This is a genomic window from Methylocaldum sp. MU1018 (assembly GCF_053646775.1).
The window spans coordinates 2,165,639-2,192,588 of record NZ_CM132195.1 but is presented as its reverse complement, the minus strand read 5'-3'; the positions used below and the strand labels follow the sequence as shown (position 1 = coordinate 2,192,588).

The following is a 26,950-nucleotide window of genomic DNA, read 5'->3' as shown; positions in this document are numbered from 1 at the left end:
GGACGGGCGCGGCGCAAGCCGCGTCACCCGCGCGCAACGCGCCCGCCGCTGCGCCTTTCCGCGGCGTCCTGTCGGCGGAATCCCGCTCACGACAAACTCTTCATCGCCACTTCGTAGACGTCTTTCGAAATGTTCTCGGTCCCGGCAATCCGCTGCAGTTGCCGGCGCATCAGTTTTTGCCGTTCCAAATCGTAACGCCGCCACGGCGTCAAGGCCGTCAGCATCCGCGCGGCCACCTGGGGATTCAAAGCGTTCAAGGCGATGACGCGGTCGGCCAGGAACTCGTAGCCCGAGCCGTCGCGAACGTGGAAATTGACCGGATTGGCTTGAGAGAAGGCGCCGATCAGCGAGCGCACCCGGTTGGGCGTCCTCAGATCGAAAGCCGAATGTGCCAGCAGTTCTTTCACCCGGTTCAAGGTTCCGGGCAAATGGCAGGTGGCTTGCAAGGTAAACCATTTGTCGATCACCAGGTCTTCTTTTTGCCAACGATCGTAGAACTCGGCCAGGCAATCGGCTTTCTCCGGATTATGGCCGTTGACGATGACCGACAGCGCCGAGATCTGGTCGGTCATCGTGCGCGCCTCGCGGAACTGCTTGACGCCGAGCCGATGCGCCGCATCCGTCTCCAGTTCGCCGAGATAGGCGAGGCAAACGTTTTTCAGCCGGCGGCGGCCGACCGCTTCGGCATCGAAGCAGCCTGACTGGTCGACGTGATGGGTCTCGTAGAGACGGCGGAACTCGGTTTCCAAAGCGCCGGCCAGTTCTCGCTTCACGGTCTGCCGGGCGCGGTGGACGGCGTCCGGGTCGACGATCTTCATTGAGGCGCTGATATATTCCTCGGAAGGCAGGGTCAACAGCAGTGCCAGGTAGGATAAATCGGGCCACTCATCGGAAATCACCCGCCGATACGCCTCGGTGAGATGGCTGTCGACGGTTTCCGGCGTCTCTCCTTTGGCGAATCGGCCGGCCAGATCGAGGATGACCTGGGTGGCCAGTTGCTGGCCGGCGTCCCAGCGGTTGAAGGAATCGGGATCGTGGGAGAAGACGAAGGCCAATTCCCGGTAGTCGCGGTCCAGATGCAGGCGGACCGGCGCGGAGAATCCGCGCAATGCGGAGATGACGGGTTTATCGGGCAAACCGATGAAGCGAAAGCGCTGTTCGGGCTCTTGGATATCCAGGATGCGGGTTTTTTGCGCGTGGGGTTCGGTTTCGCCCTCGAGCCGCAAGGGCAATTCCGTGCCGTCCGGCGCCAGCAATCCGAGAGCCAGGGGGATGTGGAACGGGGCCTTGGACGGTTGGCCCGGCGTGGGCGGGCAGCTTTGCCGGACGGTAAGGTTCAGTGCGCGGTTTGCCGCGTCGTAGTCGGCGGCGATATGCAGTTCGGGCGTTCCGGCCTGGCTGTACCAGCGGCGGAATCGCGCGAGGTCGACGCCGTTGGCATCCTCCATGCATTTGACGAAATCATCGCAGGTCACGGCTTGCCCGTCGTGGCGCTGAAAGTAAAGGTCGGTGCCTTTGCGGAAGCCGTTCTTGCCGAGCAGGGTCTGTATCATGCGGACCACCTCGGCGCCTTTTTCGTAAACCGTCAGCGTATAGAAGTTATTGATCTCGATATACGACTCAGGGCGTACGGGATGGGCGAGGGGGCCCGCGTCCTCCGCGAATTGCTTGGTGCGCAGCATGTTGACTTCGTCGATGCGCTTGACGGCGCGCGACGTCCGGTCGGCGCTGAACTCCTGATCGCGGAACACGGTCAGGCCTTCCTTGAGGCTGAGCTGGAACCAGTCCCGGCAGGTGATCCGGTTGCCGGTCCAGTTGTGGAAATACTCGTGGCCGATGACGCCCTCGATATGCTCGTAATCGGCGTCCGTGGCGGTGTCCGGCCGCGCTAGGACGTACTTGGTGTTGAAGACGTTGAGCCCTTTATTCTCCATGGCTCCCATGTTGAAGTGGCCGACCGCCACGATCATGTAGAGATCCAGATCGTATTCCCGGCCGTAATTCTCCTCGTCCCAGCGCATGGCGTTCTTGAGGGACTGCATGGCGTGATCGCATTTATCGAGGTCGTGCCGCTCGACGAAGATCTGCAAGGCGACTTCCTTGCCGGAGCCCGTCACATAGCGGTCTTCCAGACACTCCAGCCGTCCCGCGATCAGCGCGAACAGATAGGAGGGCTTCTTGAACGGGTCTTCCCATTTCACCCAGTGGCGGCCGTTCTTCAGCTCGCCGGCGGCGATCCGGTTGCCGTTGGACAGCAGCACGGGGTAACGCGCTTTGTCCGCGACCAGGGTCGTCGTGTATTTGGCCATGACGTCCGGGCGGTCGGCGAAATAGGTGATCTTGCGGAAGCCTTGCGCCTCGCATTGGGTGCACAGCATGTCCTTGGAGAGATACAGCCCTTCCAGTGCGGTGTTCGCCTTGGGGTTGATGCGGGTGACGATTTCGAGTTCGAACGGGCGGTCGGGAACGCTGGGCAGGACCAGGGATTCCCCGCTCAGACGGTATTCGGGGGCGTTCAAACTACGGCCGTTCAGCCGGATCGATTCCAGCACGAGGTCCTCGCCGTTCAGTTCGAGCTCCCGGTATTCCCGCGGCGATTCCGGATTCCGCCGCACCCGAAGCCTGGAGGTGACGCGGGTATTCTCCTCGTCCAGTTCGAAAAAAAGATCGACGGTCTCGATGAGATAATCCGGCGGCGTGTAGTCTTCGAGGTAAACGGTGTTGGGGGTGTGTTCGCGCATGGTTGCCTGAGCCTCTTATCGATGATGGCGGAATGATAAGGCTTAGACCGGGGAAACGGGAGTGTTGCGGGCTTTCGATTCGGTTTTCGATCTTGCTCGATGGCTGAATCTCGCCCAAAGCGGTTAACATGGGCGAATGACGCGTTCTATTCACAAGGCTTCAGTCATGGCGGCGGCGCTGCTGCTTCTCGGTTGCGGACCGAACGAGCCGAATCGCCGCGTGGTCGGCATTCTCGAATGGGATCGCGCGGAGCTGATTGCGGAGGCTTCCGAGCCGATCGTCGAAATCCCGGCGCAAGAAGGCGACTGGGTCGAACCGGGGCAAGTCCTGGTGCGGCTCGATCCGGCCCGGCTACAAGCCCGGCTGAACGACGCGGCGGCCGTGCGGGACCAGGCCGCCGCCCGGCTTCAGGAACTGGAGCGGGGGCCTCGGATCGAGCGCCTCGAGGACGCGGAGGCTCGGTTCAAGGGTGCCAATCAGGTTCTTGAGGTACGCCAGCGCGAATTCGAACGCGTCAGTCAGTTGTTGGCCCGGAAATTCGCCACTCCGGATCAGGTGGATTCGGCGAGAGCGGCGCTCAAAGCAGCGCGCGCCGACCGCGATTCGGCTTTGGCCACGCTCGATGAGCTCAAAGCCGGCACCCGGTTCGAAGAAGTGGAGCAAGCGCGGCAGGCGCTGGCGGCCGCCGAGGCGGCCGTACAAGTCGCCGACACCAATCTGCAACGCTTGACCGTGCGGGCTCCGGTGGCGGGGCGGCTCGACAGCCTGCCGCTCAAGCTCGGAAATCAGCCGCAAGTCGGGGCGGTGCTGGCCGTGCTGTTGTCCGGCGCCGCGCCCTATGCCCGCGTCTATATTCCCGAACCGATTCGCGTTTCCGTCATGCCCGGAATCGCGGCGCGGATTTGGCTGGACGGCGTCGCCGAGCCGTATGAAGGCACCGTCCGGACGGTGAGTTCGGACCCGGTGTTTACGCCGTTCTTCGCCTTGACCGAGCGCGACCGGCGGCGCCTCAGCTATGTCGCGAAAATCTATCTGAGCGAGACGGTCCGCAACGTGCCGGCCGGACTTCCGGTCGAGGCCGAACTGCTAAGCCTCTCGTATCCCAAAAAACCATGACCGACTATGCGATCACAGCGCGCGGCCTGACCCGCCGTTTCGGTGCGCTCACCGCCGTCGATCATGTCGATCTCGCCATTTCCCGCGCCACGATCTACGGCTTTCTCGGTCCCAACGGTTCCGGCAAATCGACCACGATCCGCATGCTGTGCGGCTTGCTGGACCCGACGGAAGGCGAGGCGACGGTCTTGGGATACCGGATTCCCGGCGAGGCCGAGGCGATCAAGCGGAAAATCGGCTACATGACCCAGCGTTTCTCCCTGTACGAGGATTTGACCGTTCGCGAAAACCTGGAATTCATGGCCGACATCTACAGCCTGCCGCGCGGGTCGGTCCGCCGGCGCATCGATGAATTGCTGGAGAAATACAATCTCGCGGATCGCCAGCGGCAGTGGGCCGGGACGCTGAGCGGCGGGCAAAAGCAACGCTTGGCGCTCGCGGCGGTGACGATACACGATCCGGAACTGCTGTTCCTGGACGAACCGACCAGCGCGGTCGATCCTCAGAGCCGGCGCGATTTCTGGGAAACCCTGTTCGATCTTTGCGAAAAGGAGACGACCATTCTGGTGTCCACCCATTACATGGACGAAGCGGAGCGCTGCCACGGCCTGGCGATTCTGGACCGCGGTCGGGTGGCCGCGGACGGCGCGCCGCAGGAATTGGAACAGCGCATCGACGCCACCGTCGTGGAGATGGAAACCGACGATTCGAGAACCGCGCGTCGGCTGCTGACGGACTTGCCCGGCGTGCTCAGCATAACCCAGCTCGGCATGCGCCTGCGCGTGCTGCTCGACCGATCGGTTTCCGACCCGCTGGGCGAGATCCGCGCGGGTTTGACTGATCGAGGGCTCCGATTCGACGCCCGCCTGACCCACCCGAACCTCGAAGACGTTTTCGTCGCCGCCACCCAGGGCCGCTATCTCAAGGCGCGGACGTGAAAAGCCTGCTGCGCCTTTTCGCCATCTTGCGGAAGGAGGTTCGCCAGCTGATGCGTGATCGTCTGACCTTCGGGATGATCGTCGGCATTCCGCTTTTGCAGATCACTTTGTTCGGTTACGCCATCAATACCGATGTGCGCCATTTGAGCGCCGGAGTGGCCGATCAGGCGAACATCCAGCTCTCGCGCATTCTGGCCGCCGATGCGCAGGCGTCCCAAGTCATCGACATTACCCGGCGGGCAGACACCCCGGAGCAGTTGGAGGCTCTGCTGAGGCGGGGCGAAATCTCGGTCGGGATCTTCATTCCGGCGGATTTCGCACAGCGTCTGGCGATGCGCGACAGAGCGGCCGCCCAGCTCATGATCGACGGGTCCGATCCCTTGATTCTGGCCGCCGCGCGCCAGCTCGCCGGCATGACCTTGCGCTACGACACGGCGCCGAGGCAAACCGCCGACGCGCCCTTGTTCGAAATCCGCAATTACTACAATCCGGAGCGGCGCTCGGCCGTCAATATCGTGCCCGGGCTGATGGGAGTCATCCTGACCATGACCATGGTGCTGTTCACCGCGGTGGCGATCGTGCGCGAGCGCGAGCGGGGCAACCTCGAATTGCTCATCAACACGCCGGTCAGAAATCTGGAACTGATGATGGGGAAGATCATTCCCTACATCGTCATCGGGTTGATCCAGGTGAGCCTGATTCTTCTGCTCGGCACTTTTCTGTTTCACGTCCCGATTTATGGCCGGATCGGCGACGTCTATCTGGCCGCGCTGGTGTTCATCGCCGCCAACCTGACGATGGGGCTGGTGATTTCGACGCTCGCCAAAACCCAGTTTCAGGCGATGCAGACGACTTTTTTCTTTTTTTTGCCCTCCATACTCCTTTCCGGATTCATGTTTCCCTTCGACGGCATGCCGAGGGTTGCGCAACATATCGCCGAGCTGTTGCCGCTGACCCATTTCGTGCGTCTGATCCGGGGCATCATGCTGCGCGGCGCGGGGCTGTCGGAGCTGCTGTCCGAAATCTGGGCCTTGACGGCATTCATGTTCATTACCCTGAGCGTCGCCCTGCTGCGATTCAAGAAGCGCCTGGATTGATCGCGCGACGCCGGATCGGCGCTCGGGCAAGCGTCAGGACTGAACGGACCGGAAATCCCGGCCGAAGGGAAACAGCGACAACGGAATCAGCTTGATATGCTGCAAGGCGAAAGGAATGCCGATGATCGTGATCGCCAATAGGGCCGCGCCGGTCAGATGGGCCAGCGCAATCTCCCAGCCGAAGAGCAGCAGCCAGATCACGTTGAAGACGATCCGAAGAGGACTGTTGGCGTGATCGAGCTCCACCACTTCTTTGCCGAAAGGGGCGAACACGGCAAACCCGAGCTTGATCGATTGAAGCCCGAAGGGTATGCCGATCACGGTCAGACAGAGTCCGATCCCGCCGACGATATACCCCAGACCGGCGATCAAGCCGCCGAAGATCAGCCAGATGATATTGCCCAGTAAACTCATGACGGCAGCCGCATGATTCGGAATCCTTCTTGTTCGAGTCGTTATCTATGCGTTCGGTTCGCTTCCGAACCCAGAACCAAGGATAACAAACCGCGCAGCAAGTCGAGCGGAGCCGGCGGACATCCGGGAATCGCGAGATCGACCGGGATCACGTTCGAAACCGCTCCGCAACTGGCGTAGGACACGCCGAATTCGCCGCCGCAAACCCCGCAGTCGCCCACGGCGATCACCCATTTGGGATCGGCCGCCGCCTGATAGGTTCGTTTCAGGGCCGCTTCCATGTGGCGCGAGACCGGTCCCGTCACCATCAGGATATCGGCATGTCGCGGCGAGGCGACGAAATGCACGCCGAACCGCTCGACGTCGTAATAGACGTTGTTGAGGGCGTGGATTTCCAGCTCGCAGCCGTTGCAGGAACCGGCATCCACCTGGCGGATGGCGAGGCTCCCGCGGAAGCGCTTATCGATCGCCGCCTTGAGCCTGGCGCCCGCGCGCTCGATGATTTCGTCTTTTGGCGCGGGCGGAATGCGCTCCGTTAGCACGCCGGTGCGAAAAATCTTGCCGTACAGTCGAAGCATCGGAACCTCGTTATAGATCGTGACCGGAATAGGACCCGTTGACCGATTTATTGCACACCGGAAAATCGGGCACGATATTGCCCAGCACCAGCTTTTCCAGGGCCGGCCAGTTGATGACGCTGGGATCGCGCGGGTAATAGCGGCTCAGGCGTCCGTCCGCGCCGAAACGCACGTAGCAGAGGATTTCGCCGCGCCAGCCCTCCGCCGCGGCGAAACCCTCGGTTCCCTCGCGGGGACTCCGCCATGCGGCGGCGATGTCTCCGGACGGGAGGCCGGCCAGCATTTGCTCGATCAAGCGCAGAGCCGCGCGCAGTTCCTTGTAGCGGACCCAGAACCTCGATGCGACGTCGCCCTGGCTCTCCACCGGCACGCGTACGTTCAGATCATCGTAAGGCGGGTAGGGCGCATCGCGGCGCACGTCGAAATTCAGGCCGCTCGCCCGGCCCACATAGCCCAGAGCGCCCAGGGCAAGAGCCAGTTCGGAGGACAATACGCCGGTGGTCAGGAAGCGGTCTTCGAGCGACGAGTTGGCGTCGAGCAGGGTGAGCAGTTCGTCCAGTTCCCGGCGCAGCGAGGCGACCGAATTCCGCATGCGAACGTCCGCTTCCGGCGGGACATCCACGGACACGCCGCCCGGAACCAGGGCGTCCATCATCAGGCGGTGGCTGAACAGCGCCCGGTTTTCCCTGAGCCACAGCTCGCGCAAGCGGCCGAACTGATAATGGCCGAAGGCGAATCCCACATCGTTGCACAGGGCGCCCAAATCCCACAGATGATTGATGACCCGCTCGCGCTCCGCCAGGAGGCCGCGGATATAGGCCGCCCGCGGAGGAATCTCGACGCCGGCCGCGCGCTCCATCGCCATGCAGGCGGCCCAGGCGTGGCCGACCGTCGTGTCGCCGGAGACCCGTCCGGCCAGCCTGGCGAGTCCGGTCGGGTCGCGCCCCTCGGCGATCTTTTCGATGCCCTTGTGTACGTAGCCGAGCCGTTCCTCCAGGTGCAGGACGGTTTCTCCCACCGCCTGGAAGCGGAAATGACCGGGTTCGATGATGCCCGCGTGGACCGGCCCGACCGGAATCTCGTAGACGCTCGCGCCCTGAGCCTTGAGGAAAGGGTAATCGTTGTCCGGCGGAGTTTCGCCGGAAGGGACGGTTCCCGCGGGAAAGCTTTTCCGTAACGGGTAAGCGGTTTCCTCCCAGGCTTTGTGGCGAGTCCAGCGCTTGGGGTCGGGATGGTCGGCGAAACGAATGCCGAACAGATCCCGGATATGCCGTTCCACCCGGTCCGCCGCCCAGTAATACGGCGCGTGCGAGGGAAGGCCGGGATCGTCGGGCGGCAGCTCGGTTCGCAGGATCAGGTAGCGCCCTTGCTTTTCGAGGCAAGCATTCATCGTCAGCGCGGAGCCACGGTCTTCCGCCCAGGCTCCGGCCCAGCGCCAGCGCTGCGCGCTCGCTTGCCGGGCGGCTTTGCCCCAGTCGCCGCTCTCCACTTCGACCAGATCGGCCGGCGGTAAGGGGCTGGGCACGACCGGCCGGGCTTTGACGCCTTCCGAAACCAGCGCGGTATGGAGTGCCCGGCCGGCGTCGATGCTTTCCGCGACGGTTGCGTTTTGGGAAGCCTCTTTCAAAGCGGAGACGCTCCGGAAATCAATTGAGTGGCCTGGCTGAACCAGTTGCCCAAGAAACCCGGAATGGACAGCCCGAGCCAGAGCACCAGCGCCAGGTGGATCATCACCGGCAACAAATTCGCCGGGATGGGTTTTTGGCCTTCAGGGGCGTCCCCGTAGACCATGAGCTGCAAGTGCCGGAACAGGCCGGCGAAGGCGACGCCGATGCCGATCAAAAGCAGCGGCGTCAGCCAGGGGTAATCGCGCATGGTGGCGATGAGCACCAGGAATTCGCTGGCGAATACGCCGAACGGCGGAAACCCGGCGATGGCCACGGTGCCGATCAGAAGGCCCCAGCCGATGGCGGGCTGGGTCAGGATCAGGCCGCGAATCTTGTCCATGCGCTGGGTGCCAGCGAGCTGGGCGGCGTGTCCCACGGTGACGAAGATCGCCGATTTGGTCAGCGAGTGGGTGGTCATGTGGAACAGGGCGGCGAAAGTGGCCCACGGGCTGCCAACGCCGAAGGCGAAGGTCATGAGCCCCATGTGCTCGATCGACGAATAGCTGAACAGCCGCTTGATGTCGGTTTGACGGTGCAGGAACAGGGCCGCCACCAGGAAGGACAGGAGGCCGAAGCCCATCATCAGATAGCCCGCCATCTGGGTGTCGAGGGAGCCGTCCACCAGCATTTTGCAGCGCACCACGGCATACAAGGCATCGTTGAGCAGGAGCCCCGAAAGGATGGCCGACATCGGGGTCGGACCCTCGGAATGGGCGTCCGGCAGCCAGTTGTGCAGAGGCACGAGGCCGATCTTGGTGCCGTAGCCCACCAGCAGGAACACGAAGGCCAGTCTCATGATGGTGGGTTCGAGGAGACCAGCGTTCTCGTGCAGCACCGTCCATAACAGCGCATTGCCGCCTATGCCCAGTTTCTGTTCGGCGGCGAAATAGAGCAGCACCGTGCCGAACAAGGCCAGGGCGATGCCGACGCCGCACAGGATGAAATACTTCCAGGCGGCCTCCACCGACTCGGGTGTGCGGTACAGGCTGACCAGCAGCACCGTAGCCAGTGTCGCGCCCTCCATCGCCACCCACAAAACGCCCATGTTGTTGGTGGTCAACACCAGGTACATGGCGAGCATGAAGCCCTGATACATGGCGTAGTAAAGCCTGAGGCGCCTCGGGTTGACGCGCCCTGTTTCCAGTTCGTGCGCCATGTAGGGGCCGGAGAAGATGGCCGTGGTCAATCCGACGAACGCGGTCAGAACCACCAGGTAAACATTGAAGGAGTCGATGTAGAGAAGTTGACCCGAAGACAATCGGGGTCCGTGAACCAGCACGTCGACGGCGAGCCAGAGCGATGCCGCCAAGGCCAAGGCATTGCAGTTTACGTTGATGCGTCCCGCCCGCCGGCTGTCGGCCACGAGACCCAAAATCGCCATGCCGGCCAGGGGAATCAGCAGGATGAGGTAGGCCGCGATCATGTTTTGTCCGCCTCGCTCAGCTTGCTGAGCCGATCCACGTCCAAAGAATCGATGCTCTCGCGGATCTGGAAAAAGAACACGCCGAAAACGACGGCGGCGACCAGGACGTCGGCCGCGACGCCCAGTTCCACCACCATCGGCATGCCGTAGGTCGAGACCACCGCCGCGAAGAACAAGCCGTTCTCGATCGACATGAAACCCACCACGTGGGCCACCGCCTGCCGCCGGGTGATCATCAGCAGCATGCCCAAGAGGACCACGGCCAGGCTGACGGCGATGGCGTTGAGCGTCACCAGCGGCGAATGGGCGACGACCGGAAGGCTCACGTAATAACTGAACACCATCAGGAACGCCCCCCCCATCATCACCCGAGCCGGGTGCTCGATCGTGTCCATCTCGCGGTGCAGCCCCAGGCGATGGATCAGCCGGTACAACATGATCGGGATGAGAATGCCCTTGAGCAGAAAGCTCAGGCCCGCCGAGATATAGAGATGGGGAAAATGCAGGACGCCGGCGACCATCGCCGTGGTCGCCGCGAGCAGGAGGCCCTGGGCGGCGAATACTAGGACCAGCCTGACCAGCCGGGACTGGCCGAGCATCAGGAAAGAGGTCAGGGCGATGAGCCCGGCCAGCAGCAGGACCGCTTGGCTGTACAGATCGAGTCCGGCGAAATCCATCAGCGCGCCGCCTCCAGAATGATATGGCTCAGCATGCCGAGGACGCTGAGAAGATAGGCGAAGCTCAGATATTCCTGCACCCGGAAAATGCGCATCTTGGCGAACAGCGCTTCGGAAAGGGCCAGCACGACCGCCAGCACGGCGAGCTTGAGTGCGATCATTCCGAGACCCATGCCGAGCGCGTTCAGGGTAAAGGTCTGGGCGATTCCCCACGGAAAGAATATGTTGGCGATGAGAACGCCGTAGAGCATGAGCTTGATCTGGCTGGCCCATTCGATCAGCGCCAGCCAGCGTCCGCTGTATTCCAGAATCATGGCCTCGTGGATCATGGTCAGTTCCAGATGGGTGGCCGGGTTGTCCACGGGAATGCGTCCGGTTTCGGCGATCGCCACCAATATCAGCCCTCCGAGGGCGAACACGAAGGACGGGCGCAGGACCAGACCGCTATCGAGCGCGAAATTCACGGCCTGGGACAGATTGGTGGTGTGCGCGCTCATGGCCAGGGTGAACACCGCCATGAGCATGGCCGGCTCGGCCAGCGAGGAGATGGTCATCTCGCGCGACGATCCCATGCCGCCGAAGGCGGTGCCGATGTCCATGCCGGCCAGCACCAGGAAGGTCCGGCCGAGAGCGAAGAAGCCCACCAGTACGATGACGTCGGCGATGCGCGCCGTGGGCAGATGGATCGCCACCAGGGGCACGGTGGCGGCCGCCAGTACGGTGGACGCGAAGACGATGTAGGGCGCGGCGCGGAAGATCCAGGAGGCGGGATGCGGCACGATGGGTCGTTTCCGGTAGAGCTTCCGGAGATCCCGGTAAGGCTGGAACAGGGACGGGGCCTTCCGGTTTTGCAGCCGGCACTTGACCCGCTTGATCCAGCCGGACAGCAAGGGCGCCAGGCCGATGAACAGCAGGGTTTGGAATATCGCCATCAACCAGGCCATCAGCTCACCACCCAGAGCAGAACGATCAGGGTGAAGAACGAATAGCCGAGATAGGTGCGGATATTACCGGTCTGCACGCGGCCGACCCAGCGCGCCAGGCGTGTGACAGCCCGCCCCGACGGCTCGTATAAAACCGCCCAGGCGCGGTCCAGGACCTGGAACTGGTAGCGGAGCTTCGTCACGCGCGTATCGGCAGGCCCTTCCGTTTGTTCTTCTACTGTCTCGCGGGTCTCGAACACCGGCTCGAAAATGCGGCGGATCGGCATGCTGAAAGCGCCGGAGGTGTACTGGGTGCGGGGCGTCAAACCGCCGAAACCGCAGTCCCAGGGTTCGGCTCGGCGCGGTTCGAGACCGGTGCGGCGGTACAGGAGGTAGTAGCACAGCCAGCCCACCGCCACGGTGCCGAGCAGCACCAGCGCCGGCGAGTAGGCCGCCACCTCCGGCGATACCGGCGTCAGCCAGAGCCAGCCGAGAACCGAGATGTTCGGCAGAACGAATCCGGTCAGGGGCCGGGTCAACGATCCCAAGGCGTTGATGAGCGGCGTCGGCAAAACGCCGAACAGCACACAGCAGGCGGCGAGCAAGGCCGGCCCTGTCAGCATCCCGGGATGGCGGGCTTCGCGCGCATGAGCGATGTGGCGGGAGCGCGGAAGCCCCAGGAAAGCCACACCGTACACCTTGACGAAACAGGTGGCTGCGAGCGCCGAAGTCAGGGCCAATACCGCGCTGGCGGTGGGAATCAGGCTGCGGAGAATGCCGCTCTGGATGCCGCCGGCCTGCAATGCCGTCTGGAAGATCAGCCACTCCGAAACGAAGCCGTTGAAGGGCGGCAACGCGGCGATGCTCAGCGTGCCGACCAGAAACAGGGCCGCCAGCTTGGGCATGCGGTGGACGAGGCCGCCCATGTTTTCCAGGCTGTGTTCATGGGTTTGGTGCAGAATCGCCCCGGCGCCGAGGAACAGGAGGCTCTTGAACAAGGCGTGATTGAGTGCGTGCAGCAGCGCCGCTACCAGCCCCAGCGTTCCCAGTTGGGACTGTCCGCTGCTCTGGAAAATCAGCGCTAAACCTAAGGCGGTGAAAATGATGCCGACGTTTTCCACCGACGAATAGGCGAGAAGCCGCTTCAGATTTTGCTGCTGTAGCGCATAAAGAATGCCGAGCACGGCGGACGCCGAGCCGATCAGAAGGACCAGCACGCCCCATTGCCAGAAGAGCGAGGGCAGCAAGTCGAAGGCGAAGCGGATGAACCCGTAGACCGCCACTTTCAGCATGACTCCGCTCATCAGCGCGGAAATGTGGGACGGCGCGGCCGGATGGGCTTCCGGCAGCCAGGCATGGAGGGGAACCAGTCCCGCCTTCATGCCGAAACCGGTCAATGCCAGAAGAAAGGCGATGCTCGCCCACAACGGGCTCAACGTCGCACTGCGCAGCGCCTCGAACGTCAATCCTCCGGCAAATCCAGCGAGGACGCCGAACGCCAGAATGATCGCGATCGCGCCGATTTCGGCCATCAACAAATACAAAAAGGCGGCGCGGCGATGGGTCGCGTGCTCGTGCTGATAGGCGACCAGGAAATAACTGGCGACCGACATCACTTCCCAGGCGATCATGAACAGGAACGCATCGTCGGCGAGCAATACCAATTCCATGCCGGCGACGAAGAGACCGGTGAAAAGACCCAGGACCGAGAGCGGGTGTTTGCCGCGTTCGAACTCCCGAACGTAACCGGGACCGAACAAGCTCACGGCGATCAGGGGAATGCCGAGCACGCAAAAGAAGAAGCCGGCGAGCGGATCGAGCGCCAAGTGCCAGTTCAGCCAAGGCAGGCCGAAAGGCAAGGTTGCCGTACGAGCGCCGCCGCCCAGGAGCGCGGCCACTCCGGCCAATACGGCGAAGCCGCCCGATAGCCCTAATAGAACGAAGGGCGCCGTTTTCGCCGGACGAGAGAGAGGGCTGGACGTTGGCGGTTCATGCCTCCGCGACGGCGATTCCGGCGCGATCCGGAGCGGGATTTTCGCCATCCATCCTAAAATCCCGCGCCGCAACGAGTCGTCCGGCCCGGCAGCCAGCGCTACGAGGCCGGACAGCAACGCCGTTAGAACCGAAATGCCGGCGAATAACAGAGACATGATGCTGGGATGTCCATAAAGCGCGCAGCCTATGTTTGAATGAGTTACATGGTATCAGTACTATATGACTTGTAAATGTTAAAAAAATTAACATCCGATGTGTATATGAAGATTCTCGAAAACCGAACCGCGCGCTTGACCCTGCTCATCGATCCCGACAAAAAAGCCGCGTTCGAGCGTTTGTGCGCGAACGAAGACGTCACGCCTTCGCAAATGGTCCGCAAACTGATCCGGGATTACATCGAACAGCGCATGGGGCCGGATTGGAAAGAACACGTGTTCAAGGATAGGCATACCGAATCCTGAAAATGCGGTTTTCGCCGAAACCGAGACCGTCCGTCGCCGGCGCCGCGGCCATGACAAGGCGGGGCGGGTTTGACGAGAGAAACGGGCCGCCTTCGATCTCGATATTGGGGTCTTGCGGAATGATGTGGCATGATTTCACGCGCCGCGATGGCCGAGGGTGACCGGAAACCATCCAAGGCGAAGCATGCCGCCGCCATTCGCCCGGAAAAACCCGGGCGTCGCGTCCGCGGAGCGCGAAAACGATGCGGCAGGCGGCTGGGGGGCTCCCGGAGCGTCGAAATCCGTGTCATGGACAGACCGATAACCCGTCGACTTGCAGGGTATCGGTTTTTGAGCATTCGGAGAAAGCGATGGACACTCTTCTGCTAATAAAGTTAAACCGCTAAAACGCGCTACCCGACCTCTCTTCCCAGAATAAGAACAATAGGTGTTGCTTGAGGATAATGTCTAAATCTGCCGGTATTTTGTACCGCTCGATCAGGTACTGGTGGGTTGGCTTTCTCCTGTTTCTCGCATTCACCGGCGATATCGTATGCGGCAATAAAGCCGCCATGGCCGCCGGGCCGGCCCCGAAGGTCTATGCCGCGAATGCCCGCGCCGATTCGCTTTCCGCCGACACCTTGCGAGAAATTTTCTTTATGCGGCTGACGATCTGGCCCGATGGCACTCCCATCCGTGTTTTCGTACTGCCGGATAAGCACCCTCTCCATATCCGTTTTTCCAAGGAAATCCTGGGCGTTTATCCCTTTCAACTGCGGGCGGCATGGGATCGGCTGGTTTTTTCGGGAACGGGTTTGACGCCGCACGTAGTCGAGACGGTACAAGAAATGCAGGAGCAGATTCGGGCGACGCCAGGGGGGATCGGGTATGTTGAAAAATAGAAATTTTCTAGGGATGACCTTGGTCGTGATGAGGAGCATTAAATCTCGAACGAGCGTGCGCCCAGCCGCCGTGAGCGTCTGCTTGCTGCTGTCCGAGAGCGCATCGGCGCTGGATCTCGGTACCGTCGATTGGCAATTGCACGGCTTTGCCAGTCAAGGCTTTACCTATACCACGAGCAATCAGGTGTTCGGCGCGAGCCGCGGCGGCAGCCTCGATTTTACCGAGATGGGCATCAATGGCTCGGTGCGGCCGCTGCCCAATCTCTTGCTTTCGGTTCAAGGGCTTTATCGGAATGCCGGCGGGTCCGATCGGGAGGATTTTCGGCTCGATTTCGCCCAGGTCGACTATAACGTTCCGTTGCTCGATTCGTCTTTGACGCTGGGGGTGCGGGCAGGCCGCGTCAAGATACCGTTCGGCTTGTATAACGATACCCGGGACGTGGTCTGGACCCGGCCTTCGGTGATTCTGCCCCAGTCGATTTACTTCGATACGCTGGGGCTTCGCCAGGCGATGATCTCAGCTGATGGCGGCGTGCTGTACAGTCGCCATAACTGGGGAGATCATCGGTTCAACCTGGAATTCATGATAGCGGACCCGCAGGACGACACCGGAGATGCCGCCGAGTTTCTCACCGGCATCCTCGATGCGCCCGGCACGATGGAAGGGCGTCCCTTATTTCTCGGACGAGCCGTCTACGAGTGGATGGGCGGACGGGCGCGCGCCATGTTCAGCGTGGTCGACCTGGACCGTGATTTCAGGTCGGGTGCGGCGGCGGTTCCGTCCGGTCGTGTCGAGGCTTTATATCCTTTGTTTTCTCTGCAATACAACGAAGAGCGCTGGTCCTTGACCGCCGAGTACGGCTGGGTCGATTCGCGGCGCGGCGGTTTTACGCCAGCTCCTTTGGAGAGCACTTCGGAAGGGTTTTACGTCCAGGGCGAGTACCGGTTGAGCGATGACTGGTCGGCCGTACTTCGTTACGATGTTTTTCACGCCGATCGCGACGACCGAAGCGGGCATTCGTTGGCCAGGCAGACCGGCCAGGCGCGCCACCGATTTTATGCCCGCGATCTCGCCGTCGGCGTCCGCTGGGAATTTGTGCGAAATTGGCTGATCGCCGCGGAATACCATAACGTGGATGGCACGGCCTGGCTTTCGCCGCACGACAATTCCGACTTGTTGAAAGGCGGCGGCGATCCGCACTGGGATCTCTTTGCCCTGATGCTTTCGTTCCGCTTCTGAAGTCTTTTGCTGAGGAAGGCGAATGACGAACGACACGAACCACTTCTGGTCACTGCGCCGAAAAGGGTTCGTGTTCCTGAGTCTGCTTTTGATGATGCTGGGCATCGCTTTCGGCGCCCTGAACCACTGGAATTTAAGAACGCAGTTCAATGACCAGCAGGCGGTCCGCAACGCCGCCCTTCGGACCGAGTTCAAAGATCTGATCGAACGCTCGGCCGACCGCTTGCAACGCCTCGGTGTCGTGCTCGCTTCGCTCGGCAAGTTGGATCGGCTCATTACCGCGCAGCGCAAGGATCAAAAGGCGGCCAGGCTGCAGGGACTCTTTTCCAGCGTGCGTTACGAACTGGATGTGGAGCGGATCGAACTTTTCAGCGTCGAAGGCCGCTCGTTGCTCCGCTGGTCGTCTTCAACGGCGGTGGCGGTTCCGCAAGAGCAGTTGCCGGAAGTCTTGAGCCGGGTCCTGGAAACGGAACAGCCGTTGACGGTCTTGACCTGTCAACCCGGTTGCAGCCTTCATTCGTTCGTGCCGTTGCTTTCCGACGGACGCAGCGTGGGCGTCCTTTCGCTCAGCCAGATGATCACCGATCTGGTATTGGATTTTTCCGCGGGTGCCGGAACGGATGTCGCTATCCTCGTGGACGCCTCGGAAACCGACGAAAAAATGCTGGGGTCTTGGCGGCTGCGCGTTGCCGCGCTATCCAATCCCCAGAAACTGGAACCCTTTTTAAGGAATCTTTCCGGGCGCTATTCCGGGCCGGATGCGATCAGAGCCGAAAAGGGAGCGGAGTGGAACAGGAAAAGATTCACGGTTTATGCCTCGCCTTTGAGCGACATCCTCGACAGCGGCGAGACCGGCCATATCCTGTTTATCGCCGATGTTAGCGCCTCGGCCGCGGCCCTCGACCAGGCCAACCGGGATGCATTGCTCGTGATCGGGATATCCCTGGCCGTAGCCGAAGTGCTGCTGCTCATCCTGCTGCATGCGCCGTTGCGGCGCATTCAACATCTCGCATCGACATTGCCCTTGCTCGCTTACGGAAACTACGACAAGGTCAACGAGCGGCTCAAGCGGCACAGCCGCCTGGTCGAATGGAAAGACGAAATCGACATTCTTTATGCCACGTCCGTCCGATTGGCTCATCAAATCGAAGAGCACCAGAACGCCTTGGCGGCGGAAAGAGACTTCATTCAAGGTCTGTTGGACAACGCCCAAGTTTTGATCTTGACTCAAACCCAGGACGGCCGGATCCGTACCGCCAACGAACTGACGTGCCAAATTCTGGGACGTTCCAGCGAGACGCTGGTGGATGCCCGTTTCGTCGATTTAATCGAAATCGACGACGAAAAAGCGGACATCGGCCGGAATCTCGAAAAACTCTTCTCCAGTCTGCTGCATCGCTTGGAACACGAGGCCGTCCTGATCTGCCGCAACGGCGCCAGGCGGCATATCGTCTGGGTACATACCCGCCTGGGGCTGGAGCATGAAAACGGCATCGCCGTGCTGTCCATCGGACTGGACGCCACCGATAGGATTCAGGCCGAATCGCGCATCCGCTGGCTCGCCAACCACGATTCGTTGACCGGTCTCCACAATCGGCATTGGTTCAAGGACGAACTGGAGCGGAGCTTTGCCGAGGCGGAGCGGAGCAGCGTTCAGGCCGCCTTGCTTTTATTCGACCTGGACCATTTCAAAGACGTCAACGACAGCAGCGGGCACGCCGCCGGCGATGCACTGCTTTGCCTGCTGTCCGGCGAACTCAGGGCGCGCGCGCGGAAGTCGGACGTGCTGGCTCGACTGGGCGGAGACGAATTCGCCGTTCTGATGACCGCTACCGACCGGGCAGGAGCGGAATACTTTGCCCAGGATCTGAATCAGCGCTTGACCGAAAAACCGTTTCGCTTCGGCGATCGAAGCTATCGCATTTCCGCCAGCATAGGCATCGCGTTGATACCGGAGCACGGCAAAAACGTGGAGGAACTCATGGCGAATGCGGATGCGGCCATGTATCAGGCCAAAAAGTCGGGGCGCGGGCGATGGCACTTGTTCTCCCACTCGGGAGAGGAGCGGGCCCAGATCAGTCATCGGGCGTATTGGCGCAACGTCATCGCCCAATCCCTGGATCAACGGCGCTTGTTTTTCTACTATCAGCCGGTGGTCGACATGGCGACGGGACAGATCGCTTACCACGAGGCGCTGCTTCGATTGACGCTGGAGGACGGGCGGCTCGTCCTGCCGGGCGAGTACATGGACGTCATCGTGAGTTCGGACCTGATGAATGCCATCGATTCGTATGTCACCCGCGAGGCGATCGAGATTCTTGACAAGGACCGATCCGCACGCCTGTCGATCAATCTGTCCGCTTCCGCGCTCACCGATCCGGGATGGGCCGAACCGCTCAAGCAAGCATCTCGAGACGGCCGCTTGGCTCCCGAGCGGTTGCTGCTCGAAATTACGGAGACGGCCGCTATCGCCGATCTGGACGCCGCCAAGCGGATCATGGATGAACTCACCAAGATCGGTTTCGGATTTGCGATGGATGATTTTGGCGCAGGATTTGCCTCGTTCCATTATCTCAGGCACTTGCCGATAAAGCATGTGAAGATCGACCGCTCGTTTATCAGCCGCCTGGCCTATGACGAAGACGACAATGTGTTCGTCAGCGCCCTGACCACGCTCGCGCACGGCTACCGGCAAAAGATCGTCGCCGAAGGAGTTGAAAATGCAGAGACACTGATGCGACTTCGCGAATTGGGAGTCGACCTGGTGCAAGGCTTTTTCATAGGCCGCCCCGATCGACATTTGAAACCGGCAAACACGCCGGCGATCGACTCGCCCGGAATGGGAGCGCGAGGGTCATCCGGCTGCATTTTTTGAACTATTATTTTTTGATATGGACATGATCACACCGCCCGAATTTTACTGCCCCTTTCCCTCGCGGCTCAATCCGCATGCCGATGCGGCCAATCGCCATACTCTGGCGTGGGTAAGGCAATTCAACCTCGTTTCCGGCGATCGTGAATGGCGGCGGCTGGAGGCGTCCAGGTTCAGTTGGCTGGCCGCCCGTGCGTATCCCGACGCGCCCCTCGACGGGCTCGATATCGTCTCGGACTGGAACACCTGGCTGTTCATCCGCGACGATCAATGCGACGAATCCGGCTTCGGGCGGAATCCTGACGACCTCGCCCGTTTTCATGAGCGTCTGACGGAGATTCTGACCGGGCGCGAACCCGGCGAAGCCGATCTCCCGCTCGCCCACGCGCTGCACGAACTTTGCTCCAGACTGCGGCAAACGGCGAGCAATGCCTGGATGTGCCGGTTCATTCTCAGCGTCATCGAATACTTCGAGTCCTCGGAGTGGGAGGCTCGAAACCGTGCAGCCGCCGTTACGCCCGACCCGGAAACATATATCGCGATGCGCCCGTTTACCGGAGGACTCTATACCGATATCGAGTTGATCGATGTCGTGGAAAACATCGACCTGCCGCTTCACGTGCGCAAGCACGAGACTTTGCAGAGTCTGATCCGAATGGCGAACAACGTCGTCTGCTGGTCCAATGACATCATCTCGTTCGCCAAAGAAGTGCAACACAACGACGTCCACAACCTGGTGGTGACGTTTCAGCACCATCACCGCTTGTCCCTTCAAGAAGCCGTTCGGCAAACCGCGGAACTGACGAATCAGGAAGTGCGCAATTTCGTTGCCCTGCAAGAACGATTGCCCGCGTTCGGCTCCGGGATCGACGCCGACGTTCAGCGTTTTGTTTCCGTTCTATGTTCGTGGATGCGCGGCAATCTCGACTGGTCCTATACTTCGGGGCGATATGCGGTGCCGGCCGCCGCAGACTTTTCAGAATGTTGAGCGGAGAATCGGGCGTTTTCCGCGGTATTCGGATTCCAGCCCGGAATCAAAACGATCAGTAGCCGAAGCCGCTCGAACCCGTCCGGAAACCATCGTCCAGACTCGAACATTCGACCGCGACGGATCTGGCGAGGCGCCTTTACGATGCGTCGGCGCACACGGCCGACCTTGAACGGGCGGCGTTCGCAAGCGGACCGAACGCCGCCCGGCAAAGCTGAGTGAGCCGATGGCGACGCCGTGAGTATCGAGTACGGATGTTTTCAAACGCCGGGCAAATGAATATCCCCGTTCGAGATCCCTGATCGGAAAGAGAAGCGACGAACCGCCGGCGGCCACGGTTATCGGTGACCGCGGCAAATCATGCAAACGATGCGGTTCCTGCGGCGGCCGATTTTCGGGATCGCGCGAAAATCCCTATGACTGACAAGGACCTGCCCTCGAGGCATATTCCGCGTCACGGTGTTTCCGTCCTGCCGAGAGCGTTCCGCTCCCGCAAGCGGCGATCCTTCATGGCCCGCTTGATCTTCCAGGGCGGACCGGATTCGGGGGTGTCGCCTTCCTTCACCTTCGCCAGGCGGCGACGAGTTTGCGGCAAGGATGGCGCCACGGGCAGTCCTGATCGGGGCAGAAGAAACGCTCGTCGCTGCGGTAGCAGGGCGATTGGCCCTGGGCGCGCTGCACCGCCCGTACCCATGCGGTCGGCGGTGTCCCGTCGGGATCGTCGAAAACCGGATCGCCTGTTGCCTGAAACCGTGGGGCCGCATTCCGCATAGCCGTCTCCTTCGAAAAACGGGCGCCGCCGGCGGCGCCGATAACCCAGTGAGGCGATTGCGCGCGTCCGGACGGCCGGCGTCGAGGAAGAGGGGGATCGGCACTCGGGCGTCCGTTCGTGCGCTCGAATTCGATGCAATAGAAATGCCAGGCTGGGAGAGCCGTGTACCCGGCGCCGGGGCCGCCCGGCGGTCCGGCGCTGCGGGAAAACGCTGAGTGCGATGGGGCGTTTCGCCCGGCTCGGCGTTGCAGCCGGTAATCGAACGGAATGGCACCGACACCTGGGCCCAGCCGAGGCGCCGCGCTCGGATAATGCCGCTGCTGCCGGAGCTTGTGTAACGACGTCATGAGGCGGGCTCGGCGCGCTTGACTTCCAGGCTGACGTAAGGGAAGCCGAGACTCTTGATCGCGTCCACCACCTTGACGAAGGACGCCGGCGCGGTCGGCGCGCAGGACGATCAGCCGCTCCCAGGGATAAGGATTCAATGCCTCGGCCAGATCCACCGGCACCGGGCCGGTGACGATGAAGGTGGCGGTGGTCAGGATGATCACCAAGAGCACCGGCATCACATCGACCGGGGGAATCACATTGATCTGGTCGATATCACGATCCAAGGCGTACCTCGTAAGCCGTGACCAGTTCCTTGATACGGCGCCGGAGCACGTTGTTCGGCACCACGCAGGGAATCGTCGCCACCAGCCCCATGGCGGTCGCCTTCAAGGCCATGCTGAGGCCGATCATGATGCTGTGCACGTCCATGCTCTTGTCCGTTCCCATCTTGTGGAAAGTCAGCATGATCCCCATCGCTAGCCGAGGAGTCCGATGTAGGGGGCATTGGCCGCCACTGTGCCGATCACCGTCAGATGTCGGGTCAGTTCGGTCTCCAGAGCCTAGCTGCTGGGATATTGGGCGAGATCGACGCGGCGGTAGAAGAGCCGGCGCTCGAAGGCGATGGCCGCCGCCCAGACGCTGGCCAGCAGCAACAGACCGATCACCCCGTAATCGACCCGATGGGACAACGCGGTGCTATTGAAAGACGTCATTGTTGTTTTTCCCTCACAGATTCCAGGCAACCCCATGCGGCTGCACAATCGGCGCCGGCCGTGGCATATCGCGCAGCCGGGTGTGGCATATTACGCAGTTCTTGTCCCGGTATGCCGGCGGCCGAAATCCGAGCACCTCGCCGCACGTAGTTCCGAACCCGGGAATTCTTTGCGAAACTTGTATCGCAGGAGGGTGACTAACAGAACGTCTCGGATCGTTCGCTATCGAACCCACTTGACCTTCAACTACACATTCGGGAACGACCATGTTCAATTTTCCAGATCCGGATTCGATCGGACACTTCATACGGCCCTTGGTTCATGGCGGCGGCGACGGAGGGGCCGGCGGCGGTTTGCTGTTGGTTGTCGAAAAATCGCTGGACACCGTATCTCGATCGCTCGAGTCGGGCGTTTCGATGAACCCGTTCACTGGTATCGAGGCGCTGGGCGCCAATTTGCACCCGTTGATCGTTCATTTTCCGATCGCTTTCCTCACGGGTTTTTTTCTCCTGGAGCTCATGGGCGCGGCACTGAAACGTCCAGGATTGCGGCACGCCGCCAGCTGGATGCTTTATTTTGGCGCTTTGGGAGCCATTGCGGCGGCCGCTGCCGGATTGGTCGCGGAGGATACCGTTCCTCACGGCAGTGCGGTGCACGAAGTCATGGAATGGCATGAGCGGCTGGGATTGACGATCGCCGGATTATCCGCGGCGCTGGCCGTTTGGCGGCTTTTGGCCCGGGAGCGGTTTTCCGGCATGGCTGGGGCCTTGCACCTCTTGATCGGCGCGATCGTTCTGACCAGTATCGTATTTGCCGCCGATTTGGGCGGATTGATGGTCTATCAGCACGGTGTCGGCGTAAAAAACCTGCAACTGGCGGACGATCACCATCATCATGAGGAGCACGAGCATCATCGGGCGGATTCCGGCGACGAGACGGACGCGGATGTGGATGCTCATGTTCACGCTCACGACCATGCGGATCTTTCGCCATGATTTCGAGCGCCGCGACGGTCCTCCGGCCGCCTTGCGGGGATAATCTCGGCGCCGGAAGTCTGCCGACAGACGCGGAGACCGCCGGCGCGCCGGATCGAATTCGGCCGCGCTGGCGCCGCAGCGAGTAGCGCCCGCTACATCCGATGAAAAAATGCTCCGGCTCCGAGGATGTCCGGCAGGAATCCGTATTTCATGAACCGATTCGCGCCCGCCGCGATACGTCCTACGGCGAAAGAGTGCTCTGCAAGCCGGCGCTAAGGCTGCGGACCTAAAACGCTTCTTCCCACGGCTTGGACAAAACCATGGCCGAATGAATGATTCCGACCATGGAGTAGGTCTGCGGAAAATTGCCCCACATTTCGCCGGTCCGCGGGTCGGTGTCTTCGGACAGGAGCCCCAAATGGTTCCGGCAATGAAGCATTTCCTCGAACATGGCGCGGGCGTCGTCTTTTCGGCCGATGGCCGCCAACGCGCCGATCATCCAGAAAGTGCAGATGTTGAAGGCGTTTTTCGGTGCGCCGAAATCGTCCGGTTCGGCATACCGCATCATATGGTTGCCGCGCCGCAATTCCTTTTCCACCGCCTCCACGGTGCCGATGAAGCGCGGGTCGTCGGCCGCCAGAAACTGTAGGTCGCGCAGCAGCAAAAGGCTCGCGTCGAGTTCGGAGCCGCCGAAGCTTCCGACGAAGGTATTTCGTCCGGGATCGTAGGCGCGTTCCATGATTTCCGTCCGAATCCGCTCCGCCTGGGCGCGCCAGTAATCGGCGCGGTCATGCAGTTCCAGGTGATCGGCGATGCGCGCCAGGCGGTCGCAGCCGGCCCAGCACATGACCGCGGAAAAGGTGTGAACGCGAGCGAACCCGCGGAACTCCCATAGGCTGGCGTCCGGTTGGTTATACAGCTTGGCGCATTGATAGCCGAGATTTTCCAGGCGTTCGAAAAGACGCCGATCGCCCGGATGGGCGAGGCGGCGGTCGAAATACGCCTGAGTGGCGGCCATGATCACGCTGCCGTAGATGTCGTTCTGGATGTGCTCGTAGGCCTGATTCCCGACACGCACCGGCCTGTGATTGCGATAACCCCGGAGCGAGCCGATCCGGCATTCGATCAATTTCTCCTCCAGGGCGATGCCGTAAACCGGCTGAAGCAGGCTGTCCCCGGCTCCGGCCGCGATGTTCGATATGTAGTCGAGATATTCTTCCATCGTTCCGGTCGCGCTCAGGCGGTTCAGCGCGTTCACCACGAAATAGGCGTCGCGCAGCCAGCAATAGCGATAATCCCAGTTGCGTTCCGTGCCGGCCGCTTCGGGAATGGACGTGGTCATGGCGGCGATCACGGCGCCGGTTTCCTCGAAACAGCAAAGTTTGAGGGTGATCGCGGCGCGGATCACCGCGCTTTGCCATTCGAAAGGAATGGACAGCGACCGGGTCCATTCGCGCCAATAAAGCAGGGTTTGCTCGTAGCTCTCGCGGATCGCTTCGGCAAGGGAATAGCGCAGCGGTTCGTCGGGCCCGAAGGTGATCGCCGAGGCTTCTTCCAGCAAAAAAGGCGTCTCGTCCAGGATATAGGAAACTGGCATGTCCGTGGTCATGCGGAAACACGTGCCGGGCGCGACATACTGGATATAGTTGGAGCCCTGGATCGTTTGCATCGGCTTGGCGCCGTAATCGAAGGTCGGACGCACTCGCACCGAAATCCGCGGCGTGCCGTTGATCGGCTGAAGTTTTCTGATCAGCCGTTGCGAACGGTGCATGCGGTCGAAGCGTCTGAAGCGCGGCGCGAAATCGGTAATTTGCACCGCTGCGCCGTGATGATCGTAAAGGGTGGTCACCAAAATGGCCGTATTGTGCTCGTAGTGCTGCTCGCTATGGGCGAAATCGTCGATCACGATCTCGAAGAATCCTTCTTGAACTTCGTCCTCTTCGCCGTTGATCAGGCTGCAAAAGATCGGATCGCCGTCGAAACGGGGCAGGCAGCACCAGACGACGCGCCCTTTGCGGTCGACCAGAGCGCTGTACATACAATTGCCGATGATTCCGAGTTCGAGATTGCTCATGACGGTTCCCTGGATGTTTTGATCATTGCAACGCGCCTTTTCGCTCGACGGGAAGGCCGGATACGGCCCGATCGACCGGCATCGGTTTCAATGGTTCCGCAAAAAACTTTCGCCGGTATCGACGTCGAACAGTTGAATCTTGCTCGCGTCGAAAGCCAATTCGATTCTGTCGCCGCGTTCGAACCGAAGATCGGGAGGGGCGCGGACGATCAAAGGCGTTTCTGGCCGACGGACTTCCGAGTTCTCCCGCGCTGCCGGGGGCAACGGGGCCGGCCGGACATGGAGGTAAAGATCGGCGCCCAGCCATTCGACCAGAACGATTTCGGCGCTAAAGACAAGGCCGGCCCGATCCAGCAATCCCGGCAGAAAAAAATGCTCGGGGCGGATGCCGACGACGAGGCTGAGGTTGCCCAGGCGGTCGAAAGGAAAAGAAGGCGGCAGAGGACATGGGCCTATGGGCGACAGCACATGGGCGCCGCTGATTTCGGCGTTGAGGAAATTCATCGAAGGCGAACCGATGAAGCCCGCCACGAATTGGTTGCGTGGCGTCCGGTACAACGCTTTCGGAGTTCCGATCTGCTGGATCTCGCCTTTTCGCAGGATCGCCACGCGGTCGCCCAGCATCATGGCTTCGGCTTGATCGTGCGTCACGTAGAGGGTGGTGATGCCCAGCCGTTCCTGGAGGGCGGCAATCTCGGCGCGCATTTGAACGCGCAGCCGGGCGTCGAGATTGGATAAGGGTTCATCCAGCAGGAATGCCCGGGGTCTTCGCACGATCGCCCGGCCCATGGCCACCCGCTGGCGCTGTCCGCCCGACAGTTCCGAAGGTTTACGATCGAGCAGCGGGCCCAGTTCGAGGACGGCCGCGACCTGATCCACCCGCCTTCTGATTTCGTCCCGCGCGAGCCTGGCCAATTTGAGCGGAAAAGCGATGTTCTCCCTGACGGTCATGTGCGGGTAGAGCGCATAGCTTTGAAACACCAAGGCCATGTTGCGATCCTTAGGGTCGAGTTCGTTGATCCTTTCGCCGTCGATCCGGATTTCGCCTTCGGTGACGTCCTCCAAACCGGCGATCATATGAAGCAGGGTGGATTTGCCGCAGCCGGACGGGCCCACCAGAATGAAAAACTCGCCGTCTTTCACGGTGAAACTCGCCTTTCGGACCGCCCAAGTCCCGCCGGAAAAACGTTTGCTGACATGGTCAAGGACGATTTCGACCATTTCCGTTCGTTCCCTCATCCCTTCACGGCGCCGGCGGTGAGTCCGGCGATGATGCGGCGCTGGAAAACCAGAACCAGGGCGATGACCGGTAGCGTGACCACCACGGAAGCGGCGGCGACCGAACCGGTGGGCAGCTCGAATTGGGAGCTTCCGGTGAAGAACGCGATGGCGACCGGCGCGGTGCGAGCGCGGTCCGTAGAAGTAAGAGACGCGGCGAACAAAAAATCGTTCCACGCGAAAATGAAGACCAGAATGGCCGAGGCGAAGATTCCCGGCGCCGCCAGCGGCAAGATGATCAATCGGAAGGCTTGCGCCGGCGTGGCGCCGTCGATCCGGGCGGCTTGCTCCAGTTCCCAGGGGACTTCGCGGAAGAAGGCGGTCAGGGTCCAAAGGGCGAGGGGCAGGGTGAAGCTCATATAGGGAAGAATCAAGCCCGGCCAGGTATCGAACAGGCGCAGCGTGCGCCAAAGATCGAACAGGGGGCCGACCGCGGATATCGGCGGAAACATGGCGACTGCGAGCGCGCCGTAAAAAATCCAGCGCTTGCCGCGAAAATCGAGCCGGACGATGGCATAGGCGGCAAAGGCGGCGATCAGGATCGACAGCCCGGTCGCGATCGAGGCGATGCCCATCGAATTCAGGAGCGCGGCCGGAAATTGGGGGTCGTTGAAGACCGTCCGATAATGTTCGAAACTGATGGTTTTCGGGAAAAAACGCGCGTCGTTGAGTTCCCGCGCCGGCTTGAGCGACAGCGATACGATCCAGGCCACGGGCAATAAGGCGTAAGTCACGGCGAGGATGCTTCCCAAGGCGCCGAAATATCTTTCTATCCGGGCAAACCGGAGGTTCAC

Annotated in this window: 24 protein-coding genes; 8 read left to right on the top strand and 16 right to left on the bottom strand. The window is 61.3% G+C overall.

Going from position 1 to position 26,950, the window contains the following annotated elements; translation table 11 throughout:
• Positions 1-86: 86 nt before the first annotated feature.
• Positions 87-2,741: an aminopeptidase N gene (pepN, locus tag ACWJKU_RS10090; protein ID WP_454142178.1), complete on the bottom strand. Its 2,655-nt coding sequence runs from the start codon at positions 2,739-2,741 to the stop codon at positions 87-89.
• 136 nt (positions 2,742-2,877) lie between these two features.
• On the opposite strand from pepN, the gene ACWJKU_RS10085 reads away from it, so the two are divergent.
• Genes ACWJKU_RS10085 through ACWJKU_RS10075 form a run of 3 tightly spaced genes read left to right on the top strand, consistent with a single transcriptional unit; the run spans position 2,878 to position 5,893 of the window.
• On the top strand, positions 2,878-3,858 hold the full coding sequence (locus tag ACWJKU_RS10085) for an HlyD family secretion protein (RefSeq protein WP_454142177.1): 981 nt from the start codon (positions 2,878-2,880) through the stop codon (positions 3,856-3,858).
• On the top strand, positions 3,855-4,796 hold the full coding sequence (locus tag ACWJKU_RS10080; protein WP_454142176.1) for an ABC transporter ATP-binding protein: 942 nt from the start codon (positions 3,855-3,857) through the stop codon (positions 4,794-4,796). The genes ACWJKU_RS10085 and ACWJKU_RS10080 overlap by 4 nt, the downstream gene beginning before the upstream one ends.
• Entirely contained in the window at positions 4,793-5,893 is a 1,101-nt protein-coding gene (locus tag ACWJKU_RS10075) for an ABC transporter permease (RefSeq protein WP_454142175.1), read from the top strand. The genes ACWJKU_RS10080 and ACWJKU_RS10075 overlap by 4 nt, the downstream gene beginning before the upstream one ends.
• 33 nt (positions 5,894-5,926) lie before the next feature.
• Here ACWJKU_RS10075 and ACWJKU_RS10070 read toward each other — a convergent pair whose 3' ends face one another.
• From ACWJKU_RS10070 to hyfB, 7 genes are read right to left on the bottom strand one after another with little or no spacing between them, the layout of a single operon-like run.
• Positions 5,927-6,307, bottom strand: coding sequence for a YccF domain-containing protein (locus ACWJKU_RS10070; RefSeq protein WP_454142174.1), 381 nt, complete (start codon positions 6,305-6,307; stop codon positions 5,927-5,929).
• 41 nt (positions 6,308-6,348) lie between these two features.
• Entirely contained in the window at positions 6,349-6,885 is a 537-nt protein-coding gene (locus ACWJKU_RS10065; protein WP_454142173.1) for an NADH-quinone oxidoreductase subunit B family protein, read from the bottom strand.
• A 10-nt stretch (positions 6,886-6,895) separates the two neighbouring features.
• Positions 6,896-8,512 (bottom strand): hydrogenase large subunit, encoded by a 1,617-nt coding sequence (locus ACWJKU_RS10060; RefSeq protein WP_454142172.1) that lies wholly within the window; start codon positions 8,510-8,512, stop codon positions 6,896-6,898.
• Entirely contained in the window at positions 8,509-9,975 is a 1,467-nt protein-coding gene (locus ACWJKU_RS10055) for a hydrogenase 4 subunit F (protein WP_454142171.1), read from the bottom strand. Before ACWJKU_RS10055 ends, ACWJKU_RS10060 begins: the two co-directional genes overlap by 4 nt.
• Positions 9,972-10,652 carry a formate hydrogenlyase gene (locus ACWJKU_RS10050; RefSeq protein ID WP_454142170.1) on the bottom strand — a complete coding sequence of 227 codons (681 nt, stop codon included), beginning with the start codon at positions 10,650-10,652 and terminating at the stop codon, positions 9,972-9,974. The genes ACWJKU_RS10055 and ACWJKU_RS10050 overlap by 4 nt, the downstream gene beginning before the upstream one ends.
• The gene (locus ACWJKU_RS10045) at positions 10,652-11,596 is read right to left on the bottom strand and encodes a respiratory chain complex I subunit 1 family protein (protein ID WP_454142169.1); all 945 of its coding nucleotides are present in this window, start codon (positions 11,594-11,596) and stop codon (positions 10,652-10,654) included. The genes ACWJKU_RS10050 and ACWJKU_RS10045 overlap by 1 nt, the downstream gene beginning before the upstream one ends.
• Positions 11,596-13,725: a hydrogenase 4 subunit B gene (gene hyfB, locus ACWJKU_RS10040; protein ID WP_454142168.1), complete on the bottom strand. Its 2,130-nt coding sequence runs from the start codon at positions 13,723-13,725 to the stop codon at positions 11,596-11,598. The genes ACWJKU_RS10045 and hyfB overlap by 1 nt, the downstream gene beginning before the upstream one ends.
• 105 nt (positions 13,726-13,830) lie before the next feature.
• Here hyfB and ACWJKU_RS10035 point away from each other — a divergent pair, with 105 nt between their 5' ends.
• Positions 13,831-14,031 (top strand): hypothetical protein, encoded by a 201-nt coding sequence (locus tag ACWJKU_RS10035; protein ID WP_454142167.1) that lies wholly within the window; start codon positions 13,831-13,833, stop codon positions 14,029-14,031.
• Between the two features lie 392 nt (positions 14,032-14,423).
• Here ACWJKU_RS10035 and ACWJKU_RS10030 read toward each other — a convergent pair whose 3' ends face one another.
• Complete coding sequence (locus ACWJKU_RS10030; RefSeq protein WP_454142166.1) at positions 14,424-14,951, bottom strand: hypothetical protein; 528 nt, start codon at positions 14,949-14,951, stop codon at positions 14,424-14,426.
• Positions 14,952-14,967: 16 nt separating this feature from the next.
• Between ACWJKU_RS10030 and ACWJKU_RS10025 the strand changes: the two genes are divergently transcribed.
• The 3 genes from ACWJKU_RS10025 to ACWJKU_RS10015 are packed head-to-tail and all read left to right on the top strand — an operon-like array spanning position 14,968 to position 20,012.
• Entirely contained in the window at positions 14,968-16,152 is a 1,185-nt protein-coding gene (locus ACWJKU_RS10025) for a hypothetical protein (RefSeq protein ID WP_454142165.1), read from the top strand.
• Between the two features lie 22 nt (positions 16,153-16,174).
• Entirely contained in the window at positions 16,175-19,027 is a 2,853-nt protein-coding gene (locus ACWJKU_RS10020) for an EAL domain-containing protein (RefSeq protein WP_454142164.1), read from the top strand.
• 22 nt (positions 19,028-19,049) lie between these two features.
• Positions 19,050-20,012, top strand: a complete 963-nt coding sequence (locus ACWJKU_RS10015) for a terpene synthase family protein (protein ID WP_454142163.1) — start codon at positions 19,050-19,052, stop codon at positions 20,010-20,012.
• 561 nt (positions 20,013-20,573) lie between these two features.
• Here ACWJKU_RS10015 and ACWJKU_RS10010 read toward each other — a convergent pair.
• The 4 genes from ACWJKU_RS10010 to ACWJKU_RS09995 are packed head-to-tail and all read right to left on the bottom strand — an operon-like array spanning position 20,574 to position 21,827.
• Positions 20,574-21,398: a hypothetical protein gene (locus ACWJKU_RS10010; protein ID WP_454142162.1), complete on the bottom strand. Its 825-nt coding sequence runs from the start codon at positions 21,396-21,398 to the stop codon at positions 20,574-20,576.
• Entirely contained in the window at positions 21,388-21,579 is a 192-nt protein-coding gene (locus tag ACWJKU_RS10005) for a MotA/TolQ/ExbB proton channel family protein (protein WP_454142161.1), read from the bottom strand. The genes ACWJKU_RS10010 and ACWJKU_RS10005 overlap by 11 nt, the downstream gene beginning before the upstream one ends.
• Positions 21,580-21,590: 11 nt before the next feature.
• Positions 21,591-21,659 (bottom strand): hypothetical protein, encoded by a 69-nt coding sequence (locus ACWJKU_RS10000; protein ID WP_454148102.1) that lies wholly within the window; start codon positions 21,657-21,659, stop codon positions 21,591-21,593.
• Between the two features lie 15 nt (positions 21,660-21,674).
• Positions 21,675-21,827 (bottom strand): hypothetical protein, encoded by a 153-nt coding sequence (locus ACWJKU_RS09995; RefSeq protein WP_454142160.1) that lies wholly within the window; start codon positions 21,825-21,827, stop codon positions 21,675-21,677.
• Positions 21,828-22,093: 266 nt separating this feature from the next.
• On the opposite strand from ACWJKU_RS09995, the gene ACWJKU_RS09990 reads away from it, so the two are divergent.
• Entirely contained in the window at positions 22,094-22,822 is a 729-nt protein-coding gene (locus tag ACWJKU_RS09990; RefSeq protein WP_454142159.1) for a DUF2231 domain-containing protein, read from the top strand.
• A gap of 268 nt (positions 22,823-23,090) precedes the next feature.
• Here the strand turns inward: ACWJKU_RS09990 and ACWJKU_RS09985 are convergent, their stop codons facing one another.
• The 3 genes from ACWJKU_RS09985 to ACWJKU_RS09975 form a co-directional block, all read right to left on the bottom strand.
• Positions 23,091-24,878, bottom strand: a complete 1,788-nt coding sequence (locus ACWJKU_RS09985; RefSeq protein ID WP_454142158.1) for a glycoside hydrolase family 15 protein — start codon at positions 24,876-24,878, stop codon at positions 23,091-23,093.
• Between the two features lie 87 nt (positions 24,879-24,965).
• Complete coding sequence (locus ACWJKU_RS09980) at positions 24,966-26,099, bottom strand: ABC transporter ATP-binding protein (protein ID WP_454142157.1); 1,134 nt, start codon at positions 26,097-26,099, stop codon at positions 24,966-24,968.
• A 14-nt stretch (positions 26,100-26,113) separates the two neighbouring features.
• Positions 26,114-26,950, bottom strand: coding sequence for a carbohydrate ABC transporter permease (locus ACWJKU_RS09975; RefSeq protein ID WP_454142156.1), 837 nt, complete (start codon positions 26,948-26,950; stop codon positions 26,114-26,116).